At 67.6% G+C, this 25,729-nt stretch carries 26 protein-coding genes and 1 tRNA gene; 16 read left to right on the top strand and 11 right to left on the bottom strand.

Annotation, left to right across the window (positions count from 1 at the left end):
* Window positions 1-54: 54 nt before the first annotated feature.
* The 5 genes from U5817_RS19910 to U5817_RS19890 all read left to right on the top strand — a co-directional run bounded on the left by U5817_RS19910 (window position 55) and on the right by U5817_RS19890 (window position 4,895).
* Window positions 55-873: a putative hydro-lyase gene (locus U5817_RS19910; protein WP_407278540.1), complete on the top strand. Its 819-nt coding sequence runs from the start codon at window positions 55-57 to the stop codon at window positions 871-873.
* Window positions 874-946: 73 nt separating this feature from the next.
* The gene (locus tag U5817_RS19905) at window positions 947-2,179 is read left to right on the top strand and encodes an MFS transporter (RefSeq protein ID WP_169126135.1); all 1,233 of its coding nucleotides are present in this window, start codon (window positions 947-949) and stop codon (window positions 2,177-2,179) included.
* A gap of 109 nt (window positions 2,180-2,288) precedes the next feature.
* Window positions 2,289-3,056 carry a 5-oxoprolinase subunit PxpB gene (gene pxpB, locus U5817_RS19900; RefSeq protein ID WP_407278539.1) on the top strand — a complete coding sequence of 256 codons (768 nt, stop codon included), beginning with the start codon at window positions 2,289-2,291 and terminating at the stop codon, window positions 3,054-3,056.
* The gene (locus U5817_RS19895) at window positions 3,053-4,132 is read left to right on the top strand and encodes a biotin-dependent carboxyltransferase family protein (protein ID WP_407278538.1); all 1,080 of its coding nucleotides are present in this window, start codon (window positions 3,053-3,055) and stop codon (window positions 4,130-4,132) included. The genes pxpB and U5817_RS19895 overlap by 4 nt, the downstream gene beginning before the upstream one ends.
* Window positions 4,125-4,895, top strand: coding sequence for a LamB/YcsF family protein (locus U5817_RS19890; protein WP_169126138.1), 771 nt, complete (start codon window positions 4,125-4,127; stop codon window positions 4,893-4,895). Before U5817_RS19895 ends, U5817_RS19890 begins: the two co-directional genes overlap by 8 nt.
* 104 nt (window positions 4,896-4,999) lie before the next feature.
* On the opposite strand, the gene U5817_RS19885 is transcribed toward U5817_RS19890, so the two are convergent.
* Window positions 5,000-5,827: a TIGR01458 family HAD-type hydrolase gene (locus tag U5817_RS19885; RefSeq protein WP_407278536.1), complete on the bottom strand. Its 828-nt coding sequence runs from the start codon at window positions 5,825-5,827 to the stop codon at window positions 5,000-5,002.
* 97 nt (window positions 5,828-5,924) lie between these two features.
* A complete protein-coding gene (locus U5817_RS19880; RefSeq protein ID WP_169126140.1) occupies window positions 5,925-7,898 on the bottom strand; it encodes a DNA topoisomerase IV subunit B in 1,974 nt (657 codons plus the stop codon).
* A gap of 167 nt (window positions 7,899-8,065) precedes the next feature.
* On the opposite strand from U5817_RS19880, the gene U5817_RS19875 reads away from it, so the two are divergent.
* A complete protein-coding gene (locus U5817_RS19875) occupies window positions 8,066-8,497 on the top strand; it encodes a gamma-glutamylcyclotransferase family protein (RefSeq protein WP_407278535.1) in 432 nt (143 codons plus the stop codon).
* A gap of 32 nt (window positions 8,498-8,529) precedes the next feature.
* On the opposite strand, the gene U5817_RS19870 is transcribed toward U5817_RS19875, so the two are convergent.
* Window positions 8,530-9,483, bottom strand: coding sequence for a hypothetical protein (locus U5817_RS19870; protein WP_407278534.1), 954 nt, complete (start codon window positions 9,481-9,483; stop codon window positions 8,530-8,532).
* Between the two features lie 92 nt (window positions 9,484-9,575).
* A complete protein-coding gene (gene mutL / locus U5817_RS19865) occupies window positions 9,576-11,498 on the bottom strand; it encodes a DNA mismatch repair endonuclease MutL (RefSeq protein WP_407278532.1) in 1,923 nt (640 codons plus the stop codon).
* A gap of 231 nt (window positions 11,499-11,729) precedes the next feature.
* Between mutL and purN the strand changes: the two genes are divergently transcribed.
* From purN to U5817_RS19840, 5 genes are read left to right on the top strand one after another with little or no spacing between them, the layout of a single operon-like run.
* On the top strand, window positions 11,730-12,410 hold the full coding sequence (purN, locus tag U5817_RS19860) for a phosphoribosylglycinamide formyltransferase (RefSeq protein ID WP_169126144.1): 681 nt from the start codon (window positions 11,730-11,732) through the stop codon (window positions 12,408-12,410).
* On the top strand, window positions 12,389-13,570 hold the full coding sequence (locus U5817_RS19855; protein ID WP_407278531.1) for a DUF3108 domain-containing protein: 1,182 nt from the start codon (window positions 12,389-12,391) through the stop codon (window positions 13,568-13,570). Before purN ends, U5817_RS19855 begins: the two co-directional genes overlap by 22 nt.
* A gap of 9 nt (window positions 13,571-13,579) precedes the next feature.
* Window positions 13,580-14,863, top strand: coding sequence for an RsmB/NOP family class I SAM-dependent RNA methyltransferase (locus U5817_RS19850; RefSeq protein ID WP_407278530.1), 1,284 nt, complete (start codon window positions 13,580-13,582; stop codon window positions 14,861-14,863).
* Window positions 14,850-15,440, top strand: coding sequence for a phospholipase D family protein (locus U5817_RS19845; RefSeq protein WP_169126147.1), 591 nt, complete (start codon window positions 14,850-14,852; stop codon window positions 15,438-15,440). Before U5817_RS19850 ends, U5817_RS19845 begins: the two co-directional genes overlap by 14 nt.
* Window positions 15,437-16,756, top strand: a complete 1,320-nt coding sequence (locus U5817_RS19840; RefSeq protein WP_339380147.1) for a mechanosensitive ion channel domain-containing protein — start codon at window positions 15,437-15,439, stop codon at window positions 16,754-16,756. The genes U5817_RS19845 and U5817_RS19840 overlap by 4 nt, the downstream gene beginning before the upstream one ends.
* A 10-nt stretch (window positions 16,757-16,766) precedes the next feature.
* Here the strand turns inward: U5817_RS19840 and queD are convergent, their stop codons facing one another.
* Window positions 16,767-17,222, bottom strand: a complete 456-nt coding sequence (gene queD / locus U5817_RS19835) for a 6-carboxytetrahydropterin synthase QueD (protein ID WP_169126148.1) — start codon at window positions 17,220-17,222, stop codon at window positions 16,767-16,769.
* Window positions 17,223-17,329: 107 nt separating this feature from the next.
* Here queD and U5817_RS19830 point away from each other — a divergent pair, with 107 nt between their 5' ends.
* Window positions 17,330-18,184, top strand: a complete 855-nt coding sequence (locus tag U5817_RS19830; protein ID WP_407278529.1) for a radical SAM protein — start codon at window positions 17,330-17,332, stop codon at window positions 18,182-18,184.
* Between the two features lie 24 nt (window positions 18,185-18,208).
* On the opposite strand, the gene U5817_RS19825 is transcribed toward U5817_RS19830, so the two are convergent.
* Window positions 18,209-18,511: a DNA-binding transcriptional regulator gene (locus U5817_RS19825; protein WP_169126150.1), complete on the bottom strand. Its 303-nt coding sequence runs from the start codon at window positions 18,509-18,511 to the stop codon at window positions 18,209-18,211.
* 260 nt (window positions 18,512-18,771) lie between these two features.
* Here U5817_RS19825 and U5817_RS19820 point away from each other — a divergent pair, with 260 nt between their 5' ends.
* From U5817_RS19820 to U5817_RS19810, 3 genes are all read left to right on the top strand, one after another.
* Window positions 18,772-19,998, top strand: coding sequence for an aspartate kinase (locus U5817_RS19820; protein ID WP_169126151.1), 1,227 nt, complete (start codon window positions 18,772-18,774; stop codon window positions 19,996-19,998).
* A 51-nt stretch (window positions 19,999-20,049) separates the two neighbouring features.
* Window positions 20,050-20,143, top strand: a tRNA-Ser gene (locus tag U5817_RS19815).
* Between the two features lie 173 nt (window positions 20,144-20,316).
* Window positions 20,317-20,505 carry an NF038104 family lipoprotein gene (locus tag U5817_RS19810; protein ID WP_169126152.1) on the top strand — a complete coding sequence of 63 codons (189 nt, stop codon included), beginning with the start codon at window positions 20,317-20,319 and terminating at the stop codon, window positions 20,503-20,505.
* A gap of 113 nt (window positions 20,506-20,618) precedes the next feature.
* On the opposite strand, the gene rplS is transcribed toward U5817_RS19810, so the two are convergent.
* From rplS to rpsP, 4 genes are all read right to left on the bottom strand, one after another.
* Window positions 20,619-20,996: a 50S ribosomal protein L19 gene (gene rplS, locus U5817_RS19805; protein WP_169126153.1), complete on the bottom strand. Its 378-nt coding sequence runs from the start codon at window positions 20,994-20,996 to the stop codon at window positions 20,619-20,621.
* Between the two features lie 82 nt (window positions 20,997-21,078).
* Window positions 21,079-21,867 (bottom strand): tRNA (guanosine(37)-N1)-methyltransferase TrmD, encoded by a 789-nt coding sequence (gene trmD, locus U5817_RS19800; RefSeq protein WP_407278528.1) that lies wholly within the window; start codon window positions 21,865-21,867, stop codon window positions 21,079-21,081.
* 7 nt (window positions 21,868-21,874) lie between these two features.
* Window positions 21,875-22,381: a ribosome maturation factor RimM gene (rimM, locus tag U5817_RS19795; RefSeq protein WP_407278527.1), complete on the bottom strand. Its 507-nt coding sequence runs from the start codon at window positions 22,379-22,381 to the stop codon at window positions 21,875-21,877.
* 22 nt (window positions 22,382-22,403) lie between these two features.
* A complete protein-coding gene (gene rpsP / locus U5817_RS19790; RefSeq protein WP_018988869.1) occupies window positions 22,404-22,655 on the bottom strand; it encodes a 30S ribosomal protein S16 in 252 nt (83 codons plus the stop codon).
* Window positions 22,656-22,852: 197 nt separating this feature from the next.
* Between rpsP and U5817_RS19785 the strand changes: the two genes are divergently transcribed.
* Complete coding sequence (locus U5817_RS19785; protein WP_407278526.1) at window positions 22,853-24,364, top strand: hypothetical protein; 1,512 nt, start codon at window positions 22,853-22,855, stop codon at window positions 24,362-24,364.
* A 159-nt stretch (window positions 24,365-24,523) separates the two neighbouring features.
* On the opposite strand, the gene U5817_RS19780 is transcribed toward U5817_RS19785, so the two are convergent.
* Window positions 24,524-25,729: a YihY family inner membrane protein gene (locus tag U5817_RS19780; protein WP_407278525.1), complete on the bottom strand. Its 1,206-nt coding sequence runs from the start codon at window positions 25,727-25,729 to the stop codon at window positions 24,524-24,526.

Below are 25,729 nucleotides of genomic sequence, written 5' to 3'. Positions count from 1 at the left end.
ATACTTTGATCACGACGCGATCACAGCGTCGGGCAAAGGATGAGGAGGCAGTCGGTGGAAAGGAATCTTGACAGGGCAGTTGCGTCCGCTGAGGAACTGATGACCGGGGTCGCCGCACGCCGCGCGATCCGGGCGGGGCAGTGGACGTCCCACACCAGCGGCATCGCACCGGGGCACGTGCAGGGCAACGTCGTGATCCTGCATTCCCGCGACGCCGACGAATTCCTGCGCTTCTGCCAGCGCAATCCCAAGCCCTGCCCGCTGCTGGCGGTGTCCGAGCCGGGCGAGCCGCTGCTGCCGACGCTGGGTGAGGACGTCGACATCCGCTTCGACGTGCCGCGCTATCGCGTGTGGCGCAAGGGCGAGCTGGTCGCCGAGCCGACCGCGATCGACGAGCTGTGGGAATCGGACTTCGTCACCTTCGTCATCGGCTGCTCGTTCTCTTTCGAGCAGGGGCTGCTCGAAGCGGGCATCCCGCTGCGCCATATCGCCCAGGGACGCAACGTCGCGATGTACCGCACCAACATCCCCACCAACCCGGCCGGCAAGTTCCACGGCCCGATGGTCGTGTCGATGCGCCCGATGACCGCGGCCAACGCGATTCGCGCGATCCAGGTCACGTCGCGCCTGCCCAACGTGCATGGCGCACCGGTGCATTTCGGGGACCCGGCCGAGATCGGCATCGCCGACCTCGCCAAGCCCGATTTCGGCGATGCGGTCGAGATCCTGCCCGGCGAAGTCCCCGTTTTCTGGGCCTGCGGCGTGACGCCGCAATCGGCGGTGATGGAAGCCCGCCCCGAGCTGTGCATCACGCACGCGCCGGGCTTCATGCTCGTCACCGACCTCCTGAATCACCAACTCGCCTTTTCCTGAACAGAGCCTTTCTTCGCTGCACTCCGGCACAGACCGGGGACGGCGTGTGTCGAACCACTAAAGGAGATCCACCGTGTGGATTAACGAGACCACCAAGAACGAACGCAAGACGCTGACCGCGGCCTTCGCCGGCTATGGCGTCGATGCGTTCGACTACATGATCTACACCTTCCTGATCCCGACGCTGATGGCGGCGTGGGCGATGAGCAAGGTCGAGGCGGGCTATATCGCCACCGGTGCGCTGATCACCTCCGCCATCGGCGGCTGGGCCGCCGGCATCCTCGCCGACAAGTACGGCCGCGTGCGCGTGCTGCAATGGACCGTCATCTGGTTCACGCTGTTCACCTTCCTGTCCGGCTTCACGAATTCCTTCGAGCAGCTTTTCTTCACCCGCGCGATGCAGGGCTTCGGCTTCGGCGGCGAATGGTCCGTCGGCGCGGTGCTGATCGCCGAGATGATCCAGCCGAAGAACCGCGGCAAGGCGGTCGGTCTGGTGCAGAGCAGCTGGGCCGTGGGCTGGGGCCTGTCGGCGATCGCGTTCTGGGCGGTGTATGCGCTGATGCCCGCGGAGTATGCGTGGCGTGTGCTGTTCTGGATCGGCATCCTGCCGGCCGGGCTGATCTTCTACATCCGCCGCAACATCCACGATCCCGAAGTCTTCCACGTTGCCCGCGCCAAGGTGAAGGCCGAGGGCGGCGGCAACTTCCTCGAGATCTTCTCGCCGCGCCTGCTGCCGACGACGATCTTCGCCAGCCTGCTGTCGACCGGCATGATGGGCGCCTACTACGCGGTCACGACCTGGCTGCCGACCTTCCTCAAGATGGAGCGCGGGCTGTCGGTGCTGGGCACGAGCGGCTACCTGCTGGTGCTGATCCTCGGCTCCTTCGTCGGCTACCTGACGAGCGCCTGGCTGTCGGACCACCTCGGGCGGCGCCGCTGCTTCATGCTCTTCGCCACCTGCGCCGGCGCCCTGGTCTACAGCTACACGCTGCTGCCGATCAACGACACGATGATGCTCTTCCTCGGCTTCCCGCTCGGCTTCTTCCTGTCCGGCATCTTCTCGGGCATGGGCGCCTTCCTCGCGGAACTCTTCCCGAACGAGCTGCGCGGTTCGGGCCAGGGCTTCTGCTACAACTTCGGGCGCGCCGTCGGCGCGACATTCCCGGCACTGGTCGGCTATCTGAGCACCAGCATGCCGCTCGGCGAAGTGATCGGCATCCTCGCCGTAGGCGGCTACCTGCTGGTGATCGTCGCCTGCCTGCCGCTGCCCGAGACGCGCGGCCGGGATCTGGTCCTGCAGAACTGAGCGGGTCGGCGCTCTGCAAGGCTTCCCGCGCCGTGTCGTACGGCAGGGTGCGGGAACTGCCGAACGCAATTCACTGGGCGCGAGCCCTCCCCAGCGGAATAATCCCGCCATGACTACTGAGCTTGCACATCCGCCCGCGCGTCTGTTGAGCGTCGGCGACGCTGCCTGGACGGTCGAGTTCGGCAACGCCATCGACCCCGCGATCCACGGCCGCGTGCTCGGCTTCTCCAGCCTGCTCGACACCCTGTCGAACGACGGCCGCCTCGACGGCGTCGTCGAATGGGTGCCGACCTTCCGGTCGGTGACGGTCCACTTCGACCCGCTGCGCACCGACGCGATGGCGTTGCACGACCTGCTCGCCGACCTCGCCGGCAAGAGTGGCAGCCTGTCGGCGGCCGGCTGCCGCTGGCGCATCCCGGTCTGCTTCGATGCCGATTGCGCGCCGGATCTCGACGAGGTTGCCGCCGCCAAGGGCATGCCGCGCGAGGAGGTCGTGCGCCTGATGACGGAGACCGTCTTCACCGTCTACATGCTGGGTTTCCTGCCCGGTTTTCCCTACCTCGGCGGCCTGCCCGAGGCGCTCGACATGCCGCGGCTCGCGACGCCGCGCAAGGTCGTGCCGTCGCGCTCGATCGCGATTGCCGGCCGCATGTGCGCCGCCTATCCGTGGGAAAGCCCGGGCGGATGGCACCTGCTGGGCCGTACGCCGCTGCGCCTCTTCGACGCGGCCAACGCGCGCCGTCCGGCCTTGCTGGCGCCCGGTGACCAGGTGGTGTGGCAGGCGATCGACCGCCAGACCTTCGATGCGCTCGAGCTGGAATGTGCCGCCGGCCGCTTCGACCTGTCGAGCCTGCTGACCGAAGGAGAGACGGCATGAGTGCGGTCCTTGAAATCATCGACGCCGGCCTTGCCGTCAGCGTGCAGGACCGCGGCCGCACCGGCTACCGCAACATCGGCGTGCCGGTGTCCGGGGCGCTCGATCCGGTGCTGATGGCGGCGGCGAACGCCCTCGTCGGCAATCCGTCGGACGTTGCCGTGCTCGAAGTGGGCCTCTCCGGACCGTCGCTGAAGGCGCTGTCCGGCACGGTGCGCGTCGGACTCTCCGGCGAGATGGGCGCGCAGCTCGTCAATACGCGCGGCCAGGTGCTGAAGGTGGCGCCGTGGCAGACGGCGACGCTGTTTCCCGGCGACGTCATCCGCATCGGTGGCGTATCGCACGGCGTGGGCTACGTTGCGCTCTCGGGCGGCGTGCAGGTGTCCGGGCAGCTCGGCAGCCGTTCGACCTACCTGCGCGCCGCGATCGGCGGGGTGCAGGGCAGGGCGCCGAAGGTCGGCGACCGCCTGCAGTGCGACGCGGTGCGCGGTGACCCCTGGCTCGAGTTCCGCGCGAGGGCACCGTGGCATCACGACACCGGGCCGATCCGCGTGCTCCTCGGCCCGCAGGAAGATCACTTCACGCGCGAGGCGGTGGAGAATTTCCTGTCGCAGCCCTACGCCGTGACGCGCGAGATGGACCGCATGGGCCTGCGCCTCGATGGTGAAAAGCTCGCGCACAACGAGAAGGGCGCCGAGATCGTGTCGGACGGCGTCGCGCCGGGTACGATTCAGGTCCCGGCCAACGGCCAGCCCATCGTGCTGATGGCCGATTGCCAGACCTCGGGCGGCTATCCCAAGATCGCGACGGTGATCCGCGCCGACCTGCCGCGCCTCGCCCATGTGCGGCCGGGCGACGAGTTGCGCTTCGTCGCCGTGAGCCACGCCGAGGCCGCCGCGGCGCTGCGCGAACAGGTGCAGCGGCTTGCCGGCTGGGTCGGCATGATCCAGAGTTTCCGCCCGCCCGGCGTCATCGACGAGGCGGCGCTGTATGGCGCGAACCTCATCTGCGGCGCCGTGCGCGGTGACGAATGGAACCTGCACGGCGTCAATCTGCAACATGGAGCACAACATGTCTGAGCGCATCAACCTCAACGCCGACCTCGGCGAAAGTTTCGGCGCCTGGAGCATGGGCGAGGACGCGGCGATGCTGGAGGTCGTCAAGTCGGCCAACGTCGCCTGCGGCTTCCACGCGGGCGATCCGCTCGTGATGCGCCAGACCGTCGCGACCGCGAAACGCTGCGGCGTGAGTCTGGGCGCCCATCCGGGTTTCCCCGACCTGCAGGGCTTCGGCCGCCGGCGCATGGACGTGCCCGCCGCGGAACTCGAAGCGATGCTGATCTACCAGATCGGCGCGCTCGCCGGCATGGCGCGCGCCGAAGGCATGGCGGTGACCCACGTGAAGCCGCACGGTGCCCTGAACAACATGGCCTGTGCGGATGCGAAGCTCGCGGCGACGGTGGCGCGTGCGGTGCGGGCGTTCGATCCGAACCTGATCCTGCTCGCGCCGGCGCTTTCGCAGCTCGTCATTGCGGGGCGCGAGGCGGGGCTGCGGGTCGTCGAGGAGATCTTCGCCGACCGGGCGTATCTGGACGATGGCAATCTCGTCCCGCGCTCGCAGCCGGGCGCGATGGTGCATGGTGCGGACGCCTGCCTGCGCCACGTGCTCGCCATGCTCGAAGCCGGCGCGCTGATCTCGATCAACGGCAAGCGCCTGCCGGTCAAGGCGCAGAGCATCTGCGTGCATGGCGACGACGCCGAGGCCGTCGCGACCGCGCGGGCGCTGCGCGATGGCTTGCAGCGCGCGGGTTACCAGCTGGTGTCGATTCCCGAGCTCGCCTGATCACGCGGCGCAGGGTTCTTCACACCCGTTCGGGCTGAGCCTGTCGAAGCCCTGCCAATGCCCTTCGACAGGCTCAGGGCGAACGGATGTATCCGATCGACGCCTTAACCGCCGAGCGCGAGCAGACGCGTGACCGCGTCGGCGAAGTCGTTGGCGACGAGGCTGGGCCGGATCGCCGGATCCGCCTCGTCGCCCGCGCGGAACTTGCCGGTGCGCACCAGGATCGCCGGGATGCCCGCAGCGAGCGCCGCACCGATGTCGTCGTGCAGGTCGTCGCCGATCACGACGGCGTCGGCAGGGGCGACGCCGAGTTCGGTGAGCGCGCTGTGGAAGAAGGCCGCCGCCGGCTTGCCGACGACCTCGGCCTGCACGCCGCTGCTGAATTCGAGCGCGGCGACGAAAGCGCCCATGTCGAGCGACAGGCCGTCCTCTTCCATAAAGTAGCGGTTCTTCGCCATCGCGATGAAGCTGCCGCCCGCCATCAGCAGGCGGAACGCGGCGTTGAGCCGCGTGTAGTCGAGCTGCGGGCCCATGTCGCCCATCACGACGGCATCCGGATGTTCGGCGCTTGGCCCCATCTCCGCCGCAAGATCGGGATGGACCAGATACATGGGCTTCAGGCCGCGCGCGCGCACCAGCTGCTGCGCCGCGTGCGGCGCGGTCTGGAGCTCGTCCTCGTCGATCGCGAAGCCCATGCGCTGCAGTTTCGCGACGAGGCTGCGTCGCGGCGTGCGTGTCGTATTGGTCAGGAAGCGCAGCGGCAGCCCCGCGTCGCGCAGGCGGGCCAGCGCGTCGATCGCACCGCCGATCGCGCACTCACCCACGTGCAGCACACCCGCCAGGTCGATCAGCGCGGCCTTCGGTCGGTGGACAAGCGATGGGACGGTACTGGGGCGCATCGGCGACTCCTCGCGGCTCGAGGGTTCGAACATTTCCAGGCTTCGTGGTTCAAAGGGGCCGGCTGCGGCGCGATGCCGAAATCGCGCTGTCGACGGACGACGCCCGAACTGCGATCCGCTCAGCCGCGACTCAGATGTCCGCTTCGACCGTATCGCCCTTCGCTTCCATCCAAGCGCGCCGGCCCGAGGCTTCGCCCTTGCCCATCAGCAGCGTGAACATCTTCAGCGTGTCGTCGAGCGCATCGGCGCGCACCTGCACCGGCAGCACGCGGCGCGTCGCCGGGTCCATCGTCGTCTCGCGCAGCTGGTCGGGGTTCATCTCGCCCAGGCCCTTGAAGCGGCCGACCTCGATCTGCTCGGGCCTGAAGCCTTCCTTCTCGACGCGGTCGCGGATTGCCGCGAGCTCGCCGTCGTCGAGCGCATACAGGCGCCGCGCCGGGCGCTTCTTCCCTTGGGCCGGTACGTCCACGCGGTACAGCGGCGGCTGCGCGACATAGATGTGGCCGCGCGCGATCAGCTCCGGGAAGTGGCGGAAGAACAGCGTCAGCAGCAAGGTCTGGATGTGCGCGCCGTCCACGTCCGCGTCGGACATGATCACGACCTTGCCGTAGCGCAGCCCCGAAATGTCCGGATTGCTGCCCGCCGCGTGCGCATCGACGCCCAGCGCGACCGCAATATCATGGATCTCGGCGTTCGCGAGCAGACGGTCCGGGTCGATCTCCCACGCGTTCTGCACCTTGCCGCGCAGGGGCAGGATCGCCTGCGTCTCCTTGTTGCGCGCCATCTTCGCCGAACCGCCCGCGGAGTCGCCCTCGACGAGGAAGAGCTCGTTCTCGGCGATGTCTTCCGATTCGCAGTCGGAGAGCTTGCCCGGTAGCACCGCGACGCCCGAGGTCTTCTTCTTCTCGACTTTCTGCGCGCTCTTCTGCCGCGCGAGCGCCTGCTTGATCGACAGCTCCGCGATCGCCTTGCCGGCCTCGACGTGGTTGTTCAGCCAGATCTCGAAGGGATCGCGGATCATCGACGACACGAGCTTCACCGCCTCGCGCGAGTTGAGCTTTTCCTTCACCTGGCCTTGGAACTGCGGGTCCAGCAAGCGTGCCGAGAGCACGAAGCTCATGCGGCCCGCGACGTCTTCCTGCTGCAGCTTCACGCCGCGCGGCAAGAGCGCATGGTGCTCGATGAAGCTCTTCACCGCATCGAACACGCCCGCGCGCAGGCCGCTCTCGTGCGTGCCGCCTGCCACCGTCGGGATCAGGTTCACGAAGGACTCGGACGGCACCGACTGCTCGAACCAGCCGATCACCCAGGCCGCGCCTTCGCCCGGCGCGAAAGTCGCATCGTCCTTGTCGGCGTACTTCTCGGCCATGTAGAGCGGTGCGACCGCTTCGAGGTCGCCCGCCTGCTCGCGCAGGTACCCGGCCAGCCCGTCCGGGTAGGACCAGGTCTTGGTCAGCGCCGGCCCGTTCGCCTGCTCGATGTCGAGCCGCACCGACACGCCCGACAGCAGCACCGCCTTCGAGCGCAGCAGGCGCTCGATCTCGGCCTGCGGCACGCGCGGGTTCTCGAAATACTTGCCGTCCGGCCACACGCGCACGCGCGTGCCGCTCTGGCGGCCGCAGTCGCCGACGATCGCGATCGCGCCGATGTTCTCGCCGCCCTCGCTGAAGTCGATGCGATGGACCTTGCCCTCGCGTTTCACCTCCACCTCGACGCGCGTCGAAAGCGCATTCGTCACCGCGACGCCGACGCCGTGCAGGCCGCCCGAGAAGGCGTAGGCGCCGTTGCCTTCGCGTTTGTCGAACTTGCCGCCGGCGTGCAGGCGCGTGTAGGCGAGCACGACCACCGGCACGCCTTCCTCGGGGTGCAGGCCCACCGGAATGCCGCGGCCGTCATCGGCCACGCTCACCGAGCCGTCGAGGTGCAAGGTCACGTGGATCTTCTTCGCGAAGCCGCCGAGCGCCTCGTCCGCGGAGTTGTCGATGACTTCCTGGATGATGTGCGCCGGCGAGTCGGTGCGGGTGTACATCCCGGGCCGTTCGCGCACCGGTTCGAGTCCCTTGAGGACGCGGAAGGACGATTCGTCGTATTGCTTGCCTGTCATGGTGTCTGAGCTGTGTTGCGGTCCGGCCAAGTGCCGGGAGGCGTGCAAGGATACCCGCTGCGCGACCTTCTGGCACGGCGGTGTTGGCGGGGGCGCGAAAGGACGCGGCGTCTCGCAGCGCTTTCGCACCTAGAATGAGGCTTTGTCGTCGCCGAGGGCGCGGGGCCATGCAGCATTGCTTTACCTACGGTTCGCTGATGTGCGAGGACATCATGGCGGCGGTCTGCGGCGCGCGCAGCCGCTTCGTCGCCGCCTCGCTGGACGGCTATCGACGGCAACCGGTGTGCGGGCAGGCATATCCGGGGATGGTGCCGGCGGCGGAGGCGTGCGTAGCGGGGGTGTTGTATCTGGACCTGCCGGCGTCCGCGTGGCTGCGGCTCGACCGTTTCGAGGGCGAGGAATACGAGCGCCGGCAGGTCGTCGTGCAGCTGCCGGACGGGCGGACGGAGATCGCGTGGACCTACGTCTTCCGCCCGGAATATGCGGTGCGGCTCGTCGACGGGGAGTGGGATTTCGAGCGCTTCCTGCACACCGGCAAGGCGCGCTTCACGGCGCAGTATTTCGGTTTCGACGCCCTGGAGGGCGACGGCCCGGCGTGACGCGAGGGGAAGGCCGCGCCCGGTGCCGTGCGCTATCGCTCCATCTGCTGCTCGTTCCTGCCGCGCCGGCCGCGTTCCTCTTCCTGCTGCGGCTGTTTGCGTCGCTGCGGCTGCGCGTCGCCTCCCCGGCCCTGCGGCGCGCGCTCTTCCATGCGCGGGCCGCCCATCTGGCGGTCACGCATGTCCCTTTCCTGCATCCGCTGTTCGCGCGCGGGTTCCATCCGGCGCGGCTCCATCTGTCTGGGTTCCCGTTGCCGCGGCTCCATCTGCCGGGGCTCCGTCTGCATTCGTTCGGTGCGCCGCTGGACGGGAGCGTCGGGAGCCGAACGCGGGCGATCCTGCTCGATCGTGCGCGGAGGGCGTTCGCGGCGCGTGGCTTCGCGTTCCTCCCGATCCGGCCCTCGCATCCTCGGGGGCGCCGGCGGCGGCAGGAACTCGCGGGCTGTGGCGTCGCGTGGCCGGTAGCGGTAATGCTCACCGCTCAGGTTCCGCTGTTCGTGGATGTCGCGCGGATAGCGGTCGCCCGAGTAACGTCGCTGATAGATCGGCAGCGGTGCCGGCGGCGGTGCTGCGCGGCGGTCCCAGCGGTCCCAGCCGCGACGGTGTTCCGCCCAGTCGTCGCCCCAGTGCTCGCGCCAGCGCGGCGGGGCCTCGCGGCGCCAGGTGCGGAAATAGATCGGCGGGTCGCGGTAGTAGCGCACCGGAATCCGCAGGATGAACACCGGCACGGCCAGCGGCGCGACGAGCGTCCACGGGCCGTTGTACCAGGAACTCACGTACCAGTCGTCGTCGTAGAACACCCAGTACAGCCCGTCGTAGAAGAAGAAGTTCCCGGCCACCCGCGGCGCGTAATACACCGGATAGCCGGGTACCCGCACAAGCTGCGGATATACCGGCAGGTTGATGCCGATGAACACCTGTACGGAGGCCGTTGCCGGCGTGATCCCGGCCAGCAGCAGCCACAACACCACCAATAGCGTGCGCATGCTCATGTCTCCTTCGCGTAGGTTCCGCGAGTGGCGTTTCGTCGCGCGTATACCTTTATAGATCGCGGAGGTGCCTCGGCGTTCGTGACCGCCTACTGCCCGCGCATGAAGAAGCGGTCGAGATCGCCCATCGTGAGCTGGGTCCAGGTCGGGCGGCCGTGGTTGCACTGGTCGGCGCGCTCGGTCGCCTCCATGTCGCGCAGCAGCGCGTTCATCTCGGGAATCGTCAGGCTGCGGTGCGCGCGCACGGCGCCGTGGCAGGCCATCGTCGCCAGCAACTCGTTGCGCCGCGCGGTGACCACCTCGGAGGCCGGATACTCGCGCAATTCCTCGAGAAGCTTCCTCATCAGTTCCGCTACCGACGCACTGGCGAGCAGCGCCGGCACCGCGCGCACCGCCAGTTCCTGCGGGCCGGCAGGGGCCACCTCGAAGCCCATGCCGGCGAGCACCTCGGCGCATTCCTCGGCGGCGGCCATGTCCTTCGCGCTCACCGAAAACACCGCCGGGATCAGCAGGCGCTGCACCGAAGGCGTGCCGTCGAGCACCGTCTTGAGCTTCTCGTAAAGGATGCGCTCGTGCGCCGCGTGCATGTCGACGAGCACGAGGCCCTTCGCGTTCTGCGCGAGGATGTAGATGCCGTGCAGCTGCGCGAGCGCGTAGCCGAGCGGCGCGGAGTCGTCGCCATGCAGCGGCAGCGGATTCGAGAGCGCAGGCGATGCCGCATTCGCCGGGCGGCTGGAGGCGGGCGTGAAGGCGGTCGGCCGGAAGGTGTCGGCCACAGGCGTCGGGGCCGTGCCGCCGGTGGCTTGGCGTGCGCCGCCGACGAAATCGAAATAGCTGCGGCTCGCGGACTCCATCGCCAGGCGCCCCTGCACGGGCGGCGTGCTTCCGTAGCCGCCGAACGCCTGCGGGCGGCGGGGTTCGGTATCTGCCGCGACATTTCCGTGGACGATCCCGCGGTTCGGCGCAGTCTCGTCGACGGCCGCCGACGCATCGGCCTGGTCAAGGGCGGACGCCGCACGGCCGGCCAATGCCGCGCCCGACTCGGCGAGCGTGCGCGACAGCGCGTGGAACACGAACTGGTGGATCGCGCGCGATTCGCGGAAGCGCACCTCGATCTTGGCCGGGTGGACGTTCACGTCCACGCCCGCCGGGTCGAGTTCGAGGAACAGCACGTAGGCCGGATGCCGCTGGCCGTGCAGGATGTCCGTGTAAGCTTGGCGCACCGCGTGCGTGAGCAGCTTGTCGCGCACGAAGCGGCCATTGACGAAGAAATACTGCGCGTCGCGGCTCGCGCGTGAATACGCGGGCAAGGAGGCGAAGCCAGACAGGCGCAACGGCCCCGCATCGGCGTCGAGCGCGCGCGCCTGCGCGAGGAAATCGTCGCCCATCAGCGCCGCGACGCGGCGGGCGTGGTCGGCTACCGGCAGGCGATGCACGACGCGGCCGTTGTGTGCGAGCTGCAGCGCGATGTCGGGCCGCGCGAGCGCGACGCGGCGAAACATCTCGTCGCAGTGCGCGTATTCGGTGCCTTCCGACTTCAGGAACTTGCGCCGCGCCGGGGTGTTGTAATAGAGGTCCGCGACATCGACGACCGTCCCTGCGCCGAGCGCGGCCGGCGCGATGCTGCGTTCGCTGCCGTCGATGCGCCACGCGTGCGCGCTGCCCTCGGCGCGGCTCGTGAGCGTCGTGCGCGCCACCGCCGCGATCGCCGCCAGCGCCTCGCCGCGGAAGCCCATCGTGCCGACGCGCTCGAGGTCGTCGAGATTCGCGATCTTGCTCGTCGCGTGGCGCTCCAACGCCAGCGCGAGTTCGTCCTTCGCGATGCCGCAGCCGTCGTCGGCGACGCGGATGCGCCGCACGCCGCCCTGTTCGAGCTGCACGTCGATCGCGCGCGAGCCCGCATCAACCGCGTTCTCCAGCACCTCCTTGAGCACCGAGGCCGGCCGTTCGACGACCTCGCCGGCGGCGATCTGGTTGATCAGGAGGTCGGACAGCAGGTGGATCGAGGGCATGGGGGCGGGGGAAAGCGCGATGCAACGCGCAATTATACGGAGTCCGTCCGGGCTCCGGTCGCCGCGTGGCAGCGGCCGGGTTTCGGGGCCGCGGCCCCCTTCCGGTATCATTGGCGGAAATCCACCCGCCGCATGCAGCCCTCCGCCCGCCCGCGGAACCAGGCCGGCCGGTCCCTGTCCCATTCCCCCGACGCGCAAGCGCGCATCCGAAACGAACGCCAAGAAACCTGCATGAAGTCCATCGTCATCCTCATTTCCGGCCGCGGCAGCAACATGGAAGCCATCGTTAACGCGGGCATTCCGGGCGCGCGCATCGCCGCGGTGATCAGCAACCGCCCGGACGCGAAAGGGCTCGCATTTGCCGCCGCGCGCGGCATCCCCACCGCCGTCGTCGACCACAAGGCCTTCCCGTCGCGGGAAGCCTTTGACGCCGCGCTGGCCGAGACGATCGATACGCACGGCGCGGAGCTCGTCGTGCTCGCCGGCTTCATGCGCGTGCTCACCGACGCCTTCGTGCGCCGCTACGAGGGGCGCCTCATGAACATCCACCCCTCGCTGCTGCCGTCCTTCCCCGGCCTGCACACGCACCAGCGTGCGATCGAGGCGGGTGTGCGGGCGCACGGGGCAACGGTGCATTTCGTGACCCCCGCGCTCGACTGCGGGCCGGTCGTGATCCAGGCGGTCGTGCCCGTTTTGCCGGGCGACGACGAGGACAGCCTGTCGGCCCGCGTGCTCCGGCAGGAGCACCGCATCTACCCGCAGGCGGTGCGCTGGTTCGTCGAGGACCGGCTGACGGTCACCGCGCAGGGCCAGGTGCGCGTGCGTGACGAAGCGGTCGATGAGGCCGGGTGGACGATCCCGTCGCTGGATCGCGTTCCCGGGGCCGGAGCGTGCGACAGCCGACCGTCCTGATCCTCGCCGCGGGCGTTTCGGTGCTCGCGCACGCGCTCGTGCTGAGCCTGCCCGGCTGGCCCGTGCACATCGGCGAAGAGTCGCCGGTGCTGCATGCGACGCTGGTGATTCCCGAGCCGCAGCCCGTGGTGGCGCTCGCGCCGGTCGCGCTGCCTCCGCCGCCGCCCGTCGTGCCGGAAAAACCGAAGCCGCGGCCCAAACCGAAGCCTCGCCCCGCGCCCGCGGTCCCGCTGACGGCACCATCGGTCGGAGAAAGCGGCGAGATTGCCATCGCGGCGCCGGCCGCGGCCGAGGCGCCGCCTGCGGCGGAGCTGCCGCCGGCCGTCGATGCCGCGCCCGTTGCCGACGTTGCGCCGGAACTCGTCGCGGCTGCCGACCTCAAGGGTTTCAGCATCGCCGGATGGCCCGAGCGCGGCAGCATCCGCTTCCGCGTGCATCTGGGCGAAGGCGGTTTCGCCGTCGGCGAGGCGCAGCACGAGTGGTCGCACGACGGCAAGCGCTACCGCATGTCCGTCGCCGTCCGCACGACGGGGGTCGTCGGCATGTTCCGGTCCTTCCACTATGCTCAAAGCAGCGAGGGCAGCGTCGGGCGGGAAGGCCTCAAGCCCGAGCGCTTCAGCGTCGAGCAGACGCGCAAGACGCCAGCCAGCGCCCGGTTCGACTGGGATGCAGGGAAGGTGACGATGACGCGCGGCGCCAAGGAACGTGTCGCCGAGCTGCGTCCGGGCGACCAGGACCTCCTGAGCCTGTGGCACCAGATCGGCATCGTCGGCGCGGTCAGCGGATCGACCGAGCTGAACGTTATCACCGGACGCGAGGCCACGCCCTCGACAGTCGAAGTGATGGGGCCCGAGAAGCTGCCGCTGCCGATCGGGCTGCTGGAGACCCTGCGCGTGCGGGCCGAGGCGCGCAACGGCAGCCTGACCATCGACATCTGGCTCGCGCGCAACTACGGCATGCTGCCGGTGCGCATCCGCGTCATCGACGACAAGGGCGAGGTGCTCGACCAGCAGGCCGTCGAGCTGCGCCTGTCGCCTCCGGGATCGGCTGGCGAGGAGCCCCCGGTGGCGGGGGGCGGTGGCGGCACGGAGGCGGAAGAAGAAATGATCGAATTGCGGGCGGAGGACAATGCCTTCGCCCATCCAACCATCGGAAACTGAAGAACAACTATGGCAAGACATGAAGAGGCTGCCTCGCGCGGCCTGCTGATCCACGCCGCCCAGGTCCTCGGGGCGGTGCTCACCTTCGAACATCCGGCCGATGTCGTCCTCTCGCGTCACTTCCGCGAGAATCGCGAGATCGGCCATCGCGACCGCGGCTTCATCGCCGAGGCCGTCTACGGCATCGTGCGTCGCCTGCGCTGGCTGCGCCGCCTCGTCGGCGAGGACGCGCGCCCGCGCACCCTCTTGCTGGCGTGGCTCGCGCGTGGCGAGGGCTGGCCGATGCGCAACTTCGAAGGCCTCGCGTCGGCAACCGAGCGCGACTGGATCTCGGGGATCAAGGCGAAGGAACTCGACGACGGCTCGCTCGCCGAGCGCGCAGACATGCCCGACTGGCTCGCCGAACGCCTGCTCGCGACGCACGACGAGGCTGCGCTGCTCGAACTCGCGCACAGCCTGAACCGACCCGCGTCGCTCGACCTGCGCGTGAATGTGTTGAAGAGCGATCGCGACAAGGTGCTCGCCGCCTTCAAGGAGAACGGCATCCAGGCCGGCCCCTGCCCATACTCGCCGCAGGGCATCCGGCTGGCCGGCAAACCGGCGCTGCAGAAGCACCCGTTGTTCCTCGACGGCTCCTTCGAAGTGCAGGACGAAGGCAGCCAGCTGCTCGGCTTCCTCGTGCAGCCCAAGCGCGGCGAACTGGTCGTCGACTTCTGCGCCGGCGCCGGCGGCAAGACGCTGCAGCTCGGTGCGCTGATGCGCTCGACCGGCCGCCTGTACGCCTTCGACGTGTCGGAAAAGCGCCTCGCCAAGCTCAAGCCGCGCTTTGCCCGCGCCGGCCTGTCGAACGTGCACCCGGTGCTGATCGCGCACGAGCGCGACGCCAAGGTGAAACGTCTCGCCGGCAAGGCCGACCGCGTGCTGGTCGACGCCCCGTGCAGCGGTCTTGGCACCCTGCGCCGCAACCCCGATCTCAAGTGGCGCCAGACGCCCGAGTCGGTCGCCGAGATGCTCGCCAAGCAGGGCGCGATCCTCGAGTCGGCCGCGCGACTCGTGAAGCCGGGCGGACGGCTCGTGTATGCGACCTGCAGCCTGCTCGCCGAGGAGAACGACGGCATCGTCGACGCCTTCCTCGCAGCGCATCCGGCGTTCCGCCAGGTCAGTGCGGCGGACGTGCTCGCCAAGCAGGGCATCGCGCTCGACACCGGCGAGCGCCTGCGCCTGACGCCGCGCGCACATGACACCGACGGCTTCTTCGCCGCCGTGCTGGAGCGTGTGGATGCAGTGGAGTGATGCACGGGGGCGGCTGCTCGCAGGCGTCGCCCTCGCGTTATTCGCCGTGGCGGCACAAGTCGCCACGGCCAGCCAGCGTCTGCCCGCGCGCGGTTCGGTCGAGGTCGCGTTCTCCCCGGCCGATCGACCCGAGGCGCTGCTCATCGACGTCATCGACGACGCGCGCAAGACGCTGCATGTGCAGGCCTACGCCTTCACCAGCAAGCCGATCGCCCACGCGCTGATCGGTGCGCACCGTCGTGGCGTACGCGTCGAAGTCCTCGCGGACGCTAAGATGAACAAGCGCGGCAAGGGCAACGTGCTGCCCGATCTGCTCGCCGCCGGCATCCCGGTCTCGCTCGAGACGCGCTTCGCCGCGGCGCATAACAAGGTCATGATCGCCGACGCCGAAGGCCCCGCCTGCGCGCTCGTCACCGGCTCGTTCAACTTCACCAAGTCCGCCGTCAAGCGCAACGCCGAGAACCTCCTGGTGCTGCGCGACAACTGCACGCTGACACAGATCTACCTCGACAACTGGCGCCGCCACCGCGCGGACGCCACCCGCGTTACGCGACTGCCCTGGAAACCCGGAACGTGACAGAAGAGATTCGTTTCGCCGCCATGCTCACGGATACCTGGAGCGACCTGCAGAGTCCCTCCGTCCTGTGGCAGCTCGGCTCCCTGGCCGGCTGCCTCGCGCTTGCCTGGCTGATCGAGCGCGCCATGCTCGAGCGCGTCGCGCGTCGCGGCGACCCCGCTACCGCCGCCCAGCGTTTCGGCCGCAGCGGCCTGCGCCGCGTGCTGTTCCCGCTCTCCGCGCTGATCTTCGTGTTCGCCGCGCGCGCCGTGCTCGCCAAATACCAGAGCGTGCACCTGCTCAATCTCGCGGTGCCGCTGCTCACCTCTTTTGCCGCGATCCGCTTCGTCGTCTTCACCGTGCGGCAGGGCATCGGCCGCTCGAGCTGGCTGGGCAACTTCGAGCGCGTCTTCGCGTCCCTCGCGTGGGCCGTGGTCGCGTTGCATATCCTCGGCTGGCTGCCGGAAGTGATCGATGCAATCGAGAGCGTGTCCTTCAAGGTCGGCAGCCAGAAGCTCTCGCTGTGGACGCTGCTGCAGGGCGCCGGCATGGTGATGTTCACGCTGCTGATCGCGTTGTGGGCGGCGGGGGCGCTGGAGCGCCGGCTGAGTGCCGCCGCGGGAATCGACGACAGCATGCGCCTCGTCTTGATGCGGGTCGCCAAGGCGCTCCTGATCGTCATCGCCGTGCTGGTCGCGCTGCCGATGGTCGGTATCGACCTGACGACGCTGTCCGTCTTCGGCGGCGCGTTGGGCGTGGGTCTCGGCTTCGGTCTGCAGAAGATCGCCGCGAACTACGTTTCAGGCTTCATCATCCTGCTCGATCGTTCGCTGCGCATCGGCAACCTCATCTCGGTCGGCACCGAGCGCGGCGTCGTCACGCAGATCAACACCCGCTACACCGTGCTGCGCGCGGCGAGCGGCATCGAATCGCTGGTGCCGAACGAGACCCTGATCGGGTCGGTCGTGCAGAACGAAACTTACAGCGACACGCGCATTGTTGTGCCGATCAACATCCAGGTGAGTTATGCGGCCGATCTGGAGCGCGCTATGCGGATCCTCGTCGAGGCGGCCAGGACGCAGGAACGCGTGATCGCGGACCCCGAGCCGAAGGCCTTCGTCGTGGCTTTCGGCGAGAACGGCATCGACCTGCGCCTCGCGGTGTGGATCGCCGATCCGCAGGAAGGCACGCTGGGCGTGATCTCGCACATCAACATGGAAGTGTGGAAGCGCTTCCGCGCCGAGGGCATCGAGATTCCCTACCCGCAGCGCGAAGTGCGCGTCGTGCACGGCGAAGCCGAGCTGGCGCAGGCGGTCGCTGCCGCTGCGGCCGATTGACCCGCCGGCGTCAGAGGCCGGCGTCGCCCCGCACGGCGTCGGCCCAGCAGTTCGGCGTTTCGTACAGGCGCACGCGCTCGAGACGCAGGTGGTTGCCGTAGCTGTCGTGGTAGCGCGGATCGAGGATGCGGAACGCTTCGCGCGCCAGGTTCTCTGCGGTCGGCACGCAGTCGAGCACCACCGTCTTGTGGCCCGGCATCGAGCCAAGGAACTGCATGACCTGCGTATCGCCGCGGAACACCAGGAAGGCGTGGTCCCACACGTCCACGACATGCGCCTTGGCGATCGTCTTCACTTCGCCGAAATCCATCACCATGCCATTCACGGGCTGGCCGGCTGCCTCGATGATCCCGCCGGACAGCGTGATCTCGATCGCGTAACGGTGTCCGTGCAGGTGGCGGCACTGGCTGGCATGGTCCGGAATCCGGTGGCCTGCGTCGAATTCCAGGCGGCGGGTGATGCGCATGATTGACCTCGGGAGTGCAGGGCGCGGATTATAGCACCCGTCCCGATCGGCCCCTTTCGGGCCTCCATCTTCCCCCTTTTCGACCGCGATTCGCGGCACCTTCGGCAATGGCCTCCAGCGACCGGCAACTCACGATCCGCAACCACGACCGCGACCTCGCGGGCCTCACCTATGTCTATCCGGTGCTGTCGCGCCGTGCCGGCGGGGTGTCGGTCGGCATCAACCTCAATCCCAACAATGCGTGCAACTGGCATTGTGTCTACTGCCAGGTGCCCGATCTCGTGCGCGGCAGCGCGCCTCCCATCGACCTCGGCCAACTCGAGGCCGAACTGTCGGGTTTCCTCGATGCGCTCGTCAACGGCGATTACCTCGAGCGTCATGTCCCGGAGGGGCTGCGCCAGGTCCGCGACATCGCGTTCTCAGGCAACGGCGAGCCGACCAGCGCCGCCGAGTTCGCCGACGCGGTCGGGATCGCCGTACGGCTGCGGGCGCAATTCGCATTCGGCAGCGAAGTGCCGCTGCGCCTCATCACCAACGGCAGCCTGATGGGACAGGCGACGGTGCGCGAAGGCGTGCGGCGCCTGGGCGAAGCGGGCGGGGAAGTGTGGTTCAAGCTCGATTCGGGAACGCGCGCCGGCATGCGCCGCATCAACGGCGTCGGCCCCGATCCCGAAGCGGTCGCGCGCCGCCTGCTGGCGAGCGCCGAGCGCTGCACGACCTGGGTGCAGACCTGCATGTTCCGTTGGGATGGACAGGCGCCGTCGGAGGCGGACATCGCCGCGTATCTGGCGGTGCTGGAAAAGGCCGGCGTCGAGCGATTGGCCGGGGTGCTGCTTTACGGCATCGCGCGCCCCTCGATGCAGCCCGAGGCGCCGCGCCTGTCTCCGCTCACCGAGGCCGAACTCGAGGCGATCGCCGAGCGCATAAGAAAAACGGGGCTGACGGTTCGCGTCAGCCCCTGATGACCATCTGCTACTCCGCCCGGGTTAGCGCGACGTGCGCTCCTTGCGCTTCGCGCGGGCTTCCTTCTTCAGCGTCTTGAACAGGTCCGGGTTCGAAGCCTTCAGGAACTCGGCCACTTCGACGTCTTCCTTCTTGACCTTGTTGATATCGATCTGCTCGATGTGAACGAGGCGCAGCAGGGCCTGCACGGGACGCGGAATGTTGCGGCCGCTCTCGTAGCGCGATCCCCCACTTTGGGTAACGCCGATCTTCGACCAGAACTGCGACTGGTTCAGACCGAGTTTGCGGCGAATCTCGCGAACATCAATGGTTTCAGTGCTTTTCATCTCTTGGGCCTCTGTTGTGAAGTCGGTTGTGCTATGAGGTTTAGCTGCGCCCGGAGGCGATCATACGACTTAAGTCATATGGTACCCAAAGTATAGATTACTATTCCGGACAAATACAACGGGAAAATCAAAAGTCCTAGGGTTAACCGCAATCCATAAGTGCCCAAGTTGGGTTTGAGGGAGGGGGTCACGTCGCTCAGCAAAGTCCACTCGCTTTCGCTAGAATTGCGTGTTTTATCCACGGCTATTTGGATACGACGATGGCACTGATAGTTCAGAAGTACGGCGGCACCTCCGTTGGCAATCCGGAACGCATCAAGAACGTCGCCCGCAAGGTCGCGAAGTTCCAGGCGGCCGGCCATCAGGTGGTGGTGGTGGTGTCCGCGATGAGCGGCGAAACCAACCGCCTGATCGCGCTCGCGAAGGACGTGGCGAGCAATCCCGATCCGCGCGAACTGGACGTGGTCGTATCGACCGGCGAACAGGTCACCATCGGCCTGCTGTGCATGGCGCTGCAGGACATCGGCGTCAAGGCGAAGAGCTACACCGGCGGCCAGGTGCGCATCCTCACCGACAGCGCGCATACGAAGGCGCGCATCCTCAACATCGACGAGGCGCCGATCAAGAAGGACCTCGACGAAGGCAATATCGTCGTCGTCGCCGGCTTCCAGGGGGTGGACGAGCACGGCGCCATCACCACCCTCGGCCGCGGCGGCTCCGATACCACCGGCGTTGCGCTGGCTGCCGCGCTGAAGGCCGACGAGTGCCAGATCTATACCGATGTCGACGGTGTGTACACCACCGACCCGCGCGTCGTGCCCGAAGCGCGCAAGCTCGACAAGATCACCTTCGAGGAGATGCTCGAGCTCGCCAGCCTCGGCTCCAAGGTGCTGCAGATTCGCTCGGTGGAATTCGCGGGCAAGTACAAGGTCAAGTTGCGCGTCCTCTCCAGCTTCCAGGAGGAAGGCGAGGGCACGCTCATCACTGTTGAGGAAGAGCAGAACATGGAACAACCCGTCATCTCCGGTATCGCCTTCAACCGCGACGAAGCCAAGCTCACGGTGCTCGGCGTGCCCGACAAGCCGGGTATCGCGTACCAGATCCTCGGTCCGGTCGCCGATGCCAACATCGAAGTCGACATGATCATCCAGAACGTGAGCAAGGACGGCACGACCGACTTCTCGTTCACCGTCGCCCGCGGCGAACTCGACAAGGCCGTGAAGGTTCTCGAGGCCGTCAAGGAGCATATCGGAGCCCGCTCCATCGTCACCGACCGGACCATGGCCAAGGTTTCCATCGTTGGCGTCGGCATGCGTTCGCACGCCGGTGTCGCCTCGCAGATGTTCCGCACGCTCGCGGAAGAGGGCATCAACATCCAGATGATCTCGACGTCCGAAATCAAGATCTCGGTCGCGATCGAGGAGAAGTACCTCGAGCTGGCCGTGCGCGTGCTGCACAAGGCCTTCGGCCTCGACGTCGCTGCATAATTAAGTTTGACCGGCAGGCCCGGAGTCGCTATGATGTCGGGCTCAAAGGTTGGAGAGTTGGCCGAGAGGTCGAAGGCACTCCCCTGCTAAGGGAGCATACGGGCTAAAACTCGTATCGAGGGTTCGAATCCCTCACTCTCCGCCAGCCATACAGAAAAAGCCGCCGATTCCTGGCGGCTTTTTTCTTTTGTGTGCGGGGCGGGGATGCCAGCCGAAACACACCGGACTCGGGGCGTGTTGAATAATCCCGGATCATTGCGTCGTCGGGAAGGGCTGCGCGGCCAAGGGGGCGTGCTATCGGAAAGGGACTGGGTGGAAATGAGCGTGAAAAATGTGCTGTTCCTGGTGGCGTGCGCCGCGATGCTCGGCGGATGTGCGGTGTTTGCCGTTGCCGATGCGGCTGTCACGGTGGTGGCGACAACGGTCAAGGTGGGCGCCAAGGTCGTGGGCGCCGGTGTCGATGCCGTGATTCCGGATGACGATGATGAGGACGCGAAGAAGGAGTAGTCGCGTCCGGTGCGAGGTGGGCGGGTGTCGGCGGTTTCGCAGTATCCATCCTTGAGGATGAAAAAACGGGCCCCGCGGGGCCCGTTCCATTTGCTGCTGGCTGAATCGCGCAATCAGCCCTGCTTGGCGGCGCTCTTGTAGTTGAGCTTTTCCTTGATACGAGCGGACTTGCCCGAGCGCTCGCGCAGGTAGTAGAGCTTGGCACGACGCACGTCACCGCGGCGCTTGACTTCGATGCTGTCGACCAGCGGGGAGTAGGTCTGGAACGTACGCTCCACGCCTTCGCCCGACGAAATCTTGCGCACGATGAAGTTGGAGTTCAGGCCACGGTTGCGCTTGGCGATCACCACGCCTTCGTAGGCCTGCAGACGCTCGCGCGAGCCTTCCTTGACCTTCACCTGCACCACCACGGTGTCGCCGGGGGCGAACTCGGGGATGGTCTTGTTCAGGCGGGCGATTTCTTCCTGTTCGAGCTGCTGAATCAGGTTCATTGTGCGACTCCTGTCGATTCAATGGCACTTGGCCTTGCGGCAGAGCAGGCCATGCCTGATGCGCGCGGTTTGTATGCGGGCTTCAGGCTTCGCCTTCGGCCCCTGCTTGCTCCTGCCTGAGTTCCTCAAGCAGTGACAATTCTTCCTTGCTCAGTCTGCGCCCTTCCAGCAGGTCCGGGCGTCGGCGCGAGGTCGTGCCCAGCGCCTGCTTCAGCCGCCAGCGACGGATCGCTGCGTGGTTGCCGGAGAGCAGCACCGCCGGCACCGGCTCGCCTTCGTAGATCTCGGGCCGCGTGTAGTGCGGGCAATCCAGCAGCCCGTTCACGAACGAGTCCTCGATCGCCGATACGGCGTCGTTCAGCGCGCCCGGCAACTGGCGCACGATCGCGTCGAGCAGCACCATTGCCGGTAACTCGCCGCCCGACAGCACGAAGTCGCCGAGCGAAATTTCCTCGTCGACGCAGCGGTCTATGAGCCGCTGATCGACGCCTTCATAACGTCCGCACAGCAGGGTCAGTGCGGGCAGTTCCTTCAGTTCCAGCACCTTCGCGTGGTCCAGCGGCCGGCCTTGCGGCGACAGGTAGATCACGCGTCCAGCGGCGCCGTGCAGCGCCTGTTGCGCCGCTTTCGCGCGACCGATCGCCTTTTCCAGCGGCTCGGCCATCATCACCATTCCGGGGCCGCCGCCGTAGGGGCGGTCGTCCACGGTGCGGTGCGGATCGTCCACGAAATCCCGCGGGCTGTGGAAGGCGATGTCATAGAGACCGCGATCTAGTGCGCGCCGCGTGATGCCGCTGGCGGTCAGCGCCGCGAACATCTCGGGAAACAGGGTGATCACGTCGAAGCGCCTTGCGGCGGCTGGTGTGCTCACCCCGTCTTCACCAATCCTTTTGCCAGTCGACCCGGATCGTCCGGCTCGACAGGTCTACCTTCAGCACGTAGGCGGCGACGAAGGGGATCAGTCGTTCCTCCTCGCCGTCGCGGACCTGCAGTACATCGTGGGCACCCGTGGACATCAGGGCTTCGACCGTGCCGAGCGATTCGTTCGACTGGTTGATGACCGCAAGGCCCACCAGGTCGCCCCAGTAGTATTCGTCTTCGTCGGTGCCGGGCATCGCCTCGCGTGGCGCGGCGATGTAGCGTCCTTGCAGCGCCTCCGCGCCATTGCGATCCGTCACGCCTTCGAACGAGGCGATGAGGCCTGCGCCATGCTCGCGGAAGCCGGCGAGTTTCAGCGGCTGCCATGCCTCATCGGGAGCTTCGGCCTTGTCGGCCAGCCACCATTGGGGCATTTCGCGCCAGGCGAGCGGGTCGTCCCCGAAGGGATGCACCTTGACCCAGCCCTTGACGCCAAAAGGGGCGACAATGCGCCCCAGTACCATCATGACTGCAAAGAATCCGGCAGGATCAGGCGGCGGCTTTCGCGGCCTGCTTGGCCAGGCGCTCGACCGTCGGCGACAGCTGGGCGCCGTTCTGCTTCCAGTAGGCCAGACGCTCGGCGTTGATCACGAGACCCTTTTCGGACTCGGCTGCCATCGGGTTGTAGAAGCCAACGCGCTCGATGAAGCGGCCATCGCGACGGTTGCGCGAGTCGGCGGCGACGATGTTGTAGAACGGGCGCTTCTTGGCGCCACCACGGGCAAGGCGAATGACGACCATTGGGGTGTCCTGATGAGTGGATGCGAAAAGCAGGCGATTGTAAGGCAAGCGAGCGAGGGAGACAAGTGCGGATAAGGATTTGTCTGGGGAAAGGGGAGGGCCGATCCCCGCGCAAGGTCCGCGGGCTGCGGGGCTCCGCTCAAAAGCGTGATTCTTGAATAGAATGGGAGGACGTCTCAAAGCGGAAATTTTCCCCGATGCCTGCATCCGATCCGGTTCCCGAACAGTTGGCTCCCGTGCTGGAGTGGCTGGCGAGCGAGCCGGCCGACGATCCGCGCGCGGAGCTGAACGCCTTGCGGGGGCATCTTGGGGGGCTGCCGGAAGCCGCTGTCGGGCAGTGCATCGAGGAGTTCGAGGCGAGGGTCCTGGACGTGTGCGGCCGCCTGAAGTCGCGTCTTCTCAATGCCGCATTGCCCCTTTCGCATGAACTGCACGCGGTCGCGGGGGAGCTCGTCGAGGCTCTGCTCGAGGTCGCCGGAAAGCTCGGGGAGATGGCTGCCGCGACACGCGAGCGGTGGCGTCCTGCGCGCCGTGGTGATGCGTTGGCGATGACGGGGCGTGCCTTGAGCCTGGTGCATGAGGCCTTCGTCGTCGCCGCGATGGGCGGCGGAGTTACGCCGCCCGGTCTGTGGCTCGCCGCGTATGGCATCGTCGCAGCGGGAGGCGGCTTCGGCGCGCTGGTGTCGGCGAGGCCAGAGACGGCCGCCGCCGATGCCCTGCGTGTATTGAAGCGCCTGCTCGCGCTGGCGGTGCTGCAACCCGAGAGCCTGACGGCGCGCGAGCTGGTGTGGGCGAACGATTATCTCGAAGGGATTGCGGACGAGGGGGCGTTGTCGACGGAATCCTTGCAGCCTGCGGCGGCGTCCTTCTGGATCGATCCGGGCGAGGATCTGCCGCCGATTGCGACGATCCGCAGTGCGGCGCCGGCGGCCGAGGGGCTGGTGTATTTCTCCGCTTTCGCGGTGTCGCGCGCGCTTTCGGGGCAGCTCGACTGGCTCAAGGAGCGCATGGCGGAGGCCGAGACCGTGGGCCTGGAACTCGACGGCGAGTTGCTCGAACCGGATGCATCCGGGTTGCCGGTGGGGCTGACGCCGGTTGAGATGGTTTCGCTGCTGCAGCGCATGCGGGATCGTTGGGCGCTGCCGCCGAATCGTGGCCAGTCGCGCCGCGCATACCGGTATTCGGTGCAGGTGTGTGTGGGCCTGCGCGCGGTCTGGGAGGCTGCACGCTCGGATGGGGCGACGGAACGCATCTCCGAGTGGATGGTGTACAACGAGAGCCCCGGCGGCTATGCGCTGATGTCCGTCGAGGGCGTGACGGGCAGCCTGAGCGCCGGGATGGCCGTCGCGCTGCGGCGGGATGCGGGACACCCCTGGGCGGTGTGCATCGTGCGCTGGATCCGCAGCGACAGCCCCGGGCAGGTGGAACTGGGCCTGCAGGTGGTGGCGCAGACTTGCACGCCGGTGACGATCGGCTTCCGCGGCGCCGAGGTGAGTTCCACGACGCACGCCCTCATCCTGCCGCCGCTGCCCGCGCTGCGCCGCAATCAGGCGATCCTCGCACCGGCGGGAACGTATGCGTCGCGGCGCTTCGTGCTGGTGCACGAGGGCGAACATCTCTATGTGGCACAGGCCCGTGTGCTCAGCCTCGACATGCAGACGGCGAACGTCGAGCTGTTCCAGTACGAGGTCGATCCTTACCCGATCTAGTGGTCTGCTTCGCAAATGCCGTGACACGAAAGCGCGTCTTGCGACCCGTGGCGGCGTTGCTCATCCTCGCAATAGCTACTGCTATTGCTCCGGTTCGCGCCTTGCCACAGCTCGCAATCCATCGCTTTCGTCCAGTCCCTTGATTTACGAAGCAGACCACTAGGTGCTCTGCTGCGTGGCCAGCGCCGCGATCGAGATGTCGGCGGCGCGGAGCGCGTTCTCGATGCGTTCGGCCGTGTCGCGCGACAGGTCGTTGCGGCCGGCCTTGCGCCAGCCCGTCGGCGACAGCGCTAGGCGGCAGATGACATCGGCGAACCCGATGCTGGCGGCGTCGCGGGTGAGCAGCCAGTTGCCGTCCTCGGTGCGCGCGACCCAGCCGGCTTCGCACAGGTCGCCGAGCAGGCTTTCCCCTTCGTCGCCGTTGAGACGGGCTGCCTGGATCAGCGGCTCGAAGGCGACGGTGCGGCCTTCGGCCTGCGCGCGCGCGAGCATCGTCAATACTGTGGTTGCGGCCCACGCGCGGTCGCCGGCGAAGGGCGCGAGGACGCGCGTGCGTTCGAAAAATCCGGGCAGCGATGCGCTCAGGATCGCTCCGAGCAGGATCACGACCCAGGACAGGTAGAGCCACAGGAGGAAGATCGGTACGGTCGCGAAGGTGCCGTAGATCAGGGTGTAGGTCGGGATGCGCGTGAGGAAGAGGGCGAACAGCTGCTGCATCAGCAGGAAGGCGAGCGCCGCGGTGGTGCCGCCGGCAAGCGCATGGCTCGGGCGTACCTTGTGGTTGGGCACGGCGAAATACAGGAAGGTGAACACGACGCACAGCAGCGCCGCCGACACCAGCGTCGAGAAGGCTTCGACGACCCACGATCCCTTCCCGGCCAGCGCGACGGAGCTGGCGACGAGGTGGCCGGTGGCGAGCGCGCTGGCGCCGAGCGCGACCGGGCCCAGCGTGAGCGTGGACCAATGCACGGTCAGGCGCGTGAGCAGCGGACGCGGGCGGCGTACGCCCCAGATCTGGTTGAACACGCGGTCTATCGTCATCAGCAGCATCAGCGCGGTGACGACCAGCGCGGCGGTGCCGATCAGCGTGAGCTTGGCGGCTTTCTGCGAGAACTGGAAGGCGTAGGTGGCGATGATCTTGCCGGCACGGTCCGGCAGGAGGTTTTCCAGCAGGAATATCTTGAGCGAGGCGCCGAGCTCGGAAAAGGCCGGGAAGTTGCTGAAGAGCGCGATTACGACGGTGACCAGGGGCACGAGGGCGAGCAGCGTCGTAAAGGCGAGGCTGCCGGCAACCTGGGGGCAGCGGGTGGCGACGAAGCGCTGCGCGAGGAGGCGCAGGAAATCGCGTGCGGGATGCAGGGGCAT

Source organism: Aromatoleum evansii (assembly GCF_045689615.1).
GTDB lineage: Bacteria > Pseudomonadota > Gammaproteobacteria > Burkholderiales > Rhodocyclaceae > Aromatoleum > Aromatoleum evansii.
Note: the sequence above shows the minus strand (reverse complement) of the source record. Positions and strands in the feature narration are given on the sequence as shown.

What these genes read in the sequence shown, in the direction of transcription:
- pxpB (WP_407278539.1), top strand. Translation starts at nt 2,289, where the DNA reads ATGACTACTGAGCTTGCACATCCGCCCGCGCGTCTGTTGAGCGTCGGC.
- U5817_RS19895 (WP_407278538.1), top strand. Translation starts at nt 3,053, where the DNA reads ATGAGTGCGGTCCTTGAAATCATCGACGCCGGCCTTGCCGTCAGCGTG.
- U5817_RS19890 (WP_169126138.1), top strand. Translation starts at nt 4,125, where the DNA reads ATGTCTGAGCGCATCAACCTCAACGCCGACCTCGGCGAAAGTTTCGGC.
- U5817_RS19885 (WP_407278536.1), bottom strand. Translation starts at nt 5,827, where the DNA reads ATGTTCGAACCCTCGAGCCGCGAGGAGTCGCCGATGCGCCCCAGTACC.
- U5817_RS19880 (WP_169126140.1), bottom strand. Translation starts at nt 7,898, where the DNA reads ATGACAGGCAAGCAATACGACGAATCGTCCTTCCGCGTCCTCAAGGGA.
- U5817_RS19875 (WP_407278535.1), top strand. Translation starts at nt 8,066, where the DNA reads ATGCAGCATTGCTTTACCTACGGTTCGCTGATGTGCGAGGACATCATG.
- U5817_RS19870 (WP_407278534.1), bottom strand. Translation starts at nt 9,483, where the DNA reads ATGCGCACGCTATTGGTGGTGTTGTGGCTGCTGCTGGCCGGGATCACG.
- mutL (WP_407278532.1), bottom strand. Translation starts at nt 11,498, where the DNA reads ATGCCCTCGATCCACCTGCTGTCCGACCTCCTGATCAACCAGATCGCC.
- purN (WP_169126144.1), top strand. Translation starts at nt 11,730, where the DNA reads ATGAAGTCCATCGTCATCCTCATTTCCGGCCGCGGCAGCAACATGGAA.
- U5817_RS19850 (WP_407278530.1), top strand. Translation starts at nt 13,580, where the DNA reads ATGGCAAGACATGAAGAGGCTGCCTCGCGCGGCCTGCTGATCCACGCC.
- U5817_RS19845 (WP_169126147.1), top strand. Translation starts at nt 14,850, where the DNA reads ATGCAGTGGAGTGATGCACGGGGGCGGCTGCTCGCAGGCGTCGCCCTC.
- queD (WP_169126148.1), bottom strand. Translation starts at nt 17,222, where the DNA reads ATGCGCATCACCCGCCGCCTGGAATTCGACGCAGGCCACCGGATTCCG.
- U5817_RS19830 (WP_407278529.1), top strand. Translation starts at nt 17,330, where the DNA reads ATGGCCTCCAGCGACCGGCAACTCACGATCCGCAACCACGACCGCGAC.
- U5817_RS19825 (WP_169126150.1), bottom strand. Translation starts at nt 18,511, where the DNA reads ATGAAAAGCACTGAAACCATTGATGTTCGCGAGATTCGCCGCAAACTC.
- U5817_RS19820 (WP_169126151.1), top strand. Translation starts at nt 18,772, where the DNA reads ATGGCACTGATAGTTCAGAAGTACGGCGGCACCTCCGTTGGCAATCCG.
- U5817_RS19810 (WP_169126152.1), top strand. Translation starts at nt 20,317, where the DNA reads ATGAGCGTGAAAAATGTGCTGTTCCTGGTGGCGTGCGCCGCGATGCTC.
- rplS (WP_169126153.1), bottom strand. Translation starts at nt 20,996, where the DNA reads ATGAACCTGATTCAGCAGCTCGAACAGGAAGAAATCGCCCGCCTGAAC.
- rimM (WP_407278527.1), bottom strand. Translation starts at nt 22,381, where the DNA reads ATGATGGTACTGGGGCGCATTGTCGCCCCTTTTGGCGTCAAGGGCTGG.
- rpsP (WP_018988869.1), bottom strand. Translation starts at nt 22,655, where the DNA reads ATGGTCGTCATTCGCCTTGCCCGTGGTGGCGCCAAGAAGCGCCCGTTC.
- U5817_RS19785 (WP_407278526.1), top strand. Translation starts at nt 22,853, where the DNA reads ATGCCTGCATCCGATCCGGTTCCCGAACAGTTGGCTCCCGTGCTGGAG.
- U5817_RS19780 (WP_407278525.1), bottom strand. Translation starts at nt 25,729, where the DNA reads ATGCCCCTGCATCCCGCACGCGATTTCCTGCGCCTCCTCGCGCAGCGC.